The organism is uncultured Clostridium sp., assembly GCF_934754915.1.
Taxonomy (GTDB): domain Bacteria; phylum Bacillota; class Clostridia; order Clostridiales; family Clostridiaceae; genus Clostridium.
Map to the genome: position 1 here is coordinate 1 of NZ_CAKVKB010000314.1, position 1,994 is coordinate 1,994.

Below are 1,994 nucleotides of genomic sequence, written 5' to 3' on the forward strand. Positions count from 1 at the left end.
AACAGGAAAGTTAAGGTCTATAGCGCCGATGGTACTGCACGGGAGACTGTGTGGAAGAGTAGGACGTTGCCAGGTAAAATATGCGCTATTAGCTCAGTTGGTAGAGCACCTGACTCTTAATCAGGGTGTCCCCGGTTCGAACCCGTGATGGCGCACCAATAAAAACTGTTGAAGTATTCAACAGTTTTTTTGTCGTTTAAAATTATAGTATTTTGAATTTTATAGACAAACTACTCCAATAAAACCAATTTTTTTACAAGATATTATTTTTTGTTAAGCAACTGTTAAGGTTAGATATATAAAATATATTTGTAAATAAGAAATGGTCTTAAGGAGGAAAAATATGTGCTTTAATTTTAAGATAAGGGAAAAGTATAAAAATTTTGACATTAAAAAGAAAAATATATTTGGATTTGGTAGTGTGGTAATTATGATAATAGTGTTTATGTTATTATCAACATCTTGATTAAAAAATGTTGGTAAATATGTAAGCGGTATATATACAGGACCATATAATCTTACAAATAAAATCTGGCTTATAACAGGCGAGTTGACTGAGTTTGATAAGTATATGAAAATTGCAGCATTAGAAACAAATAATACTGCACAAAATGAGAGCTTGAATGATGCAGATAAAATTTTATCTGAATTAAAAGAAAACTATCAAGAATTACAGACAGTTATTGGTAATTCAGGATTAATAGATGATGAATTAATTGATAGTTTTAATGAAAATGTAGAAGGATTAGCTCAGGAAAGAGAACAGTTATATGATTTAATAAATACTGGAGAAATAAAGGGAAGTAATGAAAGTAAATATGATGAATATTTAAATGATGCGACTGAAATATTAACACAAATTCATGACAGTCTTGATAATGGAGCTGAAGATTTTTTACATAGAAGTGAAAGAGCAATAATAATTAACTTTATTTTTATGATATGTATTGGAATTATAATAGTTTTAGTAACTATTGGAATAGTAAAAATATTAAATTCAATATTGCTTGAAGGTATTGATAACGTTATGGAAATATGTGACAATATTGCTAATGGGAAATTAGAAGCAGAATGTACATATAAATCAGAGGATGAACTTGGAATAATGATAGAAAAATTAACTAATAGCATAAGCTTTTTGAAAAATTGTATTGATGATGAGGTAAGAATTTTAAAAACATTGGAAACAGGAAATTTAGATGTGGATGTAAATGAAGATATACAGTATAAAGGTGATTTTATTTTGATAAAAGAATCATTTATAAGTATAATAAATGCATTTAATGTAATATTTAAAAATATAGGAGAATCATCGAATTTAATATCTGTAAGTTCACAAGAAATTGCAGCTACTACAGAAATCTTATCAGAAGGTGCAACAAATCAAGCTACATCAATAGAAGAATTATTGTCTAATTTTAAAGAGGTATCACTACAAGCAAATAAGAATGCTAAGAACATAATTGACACTGAGAAAATAGTTTATGATACAAAAAATGTTGTAGATGAAGGTAGTAAAAATATGGATAGCTTAATAGAAGCCATGAAAAATATAGATAATAGTACTGAGGGAATATTGGAAATAAATAGGGTTATTGAATCAATTGCTTCAGAAGTAGATTTGCTTGCATTGAATGCAGCAATTGAAGCAGCAAGAGCTGGGGATGCAGGAAAGGGGTTTGCAGTTGTTGCGGATGAAATTAGGAAATTAGCTGAAGCTACAAAGGAAGCAGTAAAAAGTACATCTGAAAGAATAAATGAAGCAACTGAAGCTGCTCAGGCAGGACAGGTAATTGTAGATAAAACTGAAAAGAACTTTAAAATAATAATAAATAATCTTGATAATGCAGTGAATTTTACTAAAGTAATAACAGATGAATCAGATAATCAAGTTAATTCAGTTAATATAATGGTTGAAGAAGTGAATAAAATTTCAGAAGTTGTACAAAATAATTCAGCAACAGCAGAAGAAACAGCAGCAGCAGTAAATGAAT

The 1,994-nt window shown here is 28.8% G+C and carries 2 protein-coding genes and 1 tRNA gene; all 3 read left to right on the forward strand.

What is annotated here, in order from left to right; translation table 11 throughout:
- Positions 1-82 precede the first annotated feature (82 nt).
- Positions 83-158: transfer RNA gene (locus tag Q0F58_RS19240), tRNA-Lys, on the forward strand.
- A 185-nt stretch (positions 159-343) separates the two neighbouring features.
- Positions 344-466 (forward strand): hypothetical protein, encoded by a 123-nt coding sequence (locus Q0F58_RS19245; protein WP_294379677.1) that lies wholly within the window; start codon positions 344-346, stop codon positions 464-466.
- 84 nt (positions 467-550) lie between these two features.
- A partial coding sequence (locus Q0F58_RS19250) for a methyl-accepting chemotaxis protein (RefSeq protein ID WP_294379678.1) occupies positions 551-1,994 on the forward strand: 1,444 nt, incomplete at its 3' end.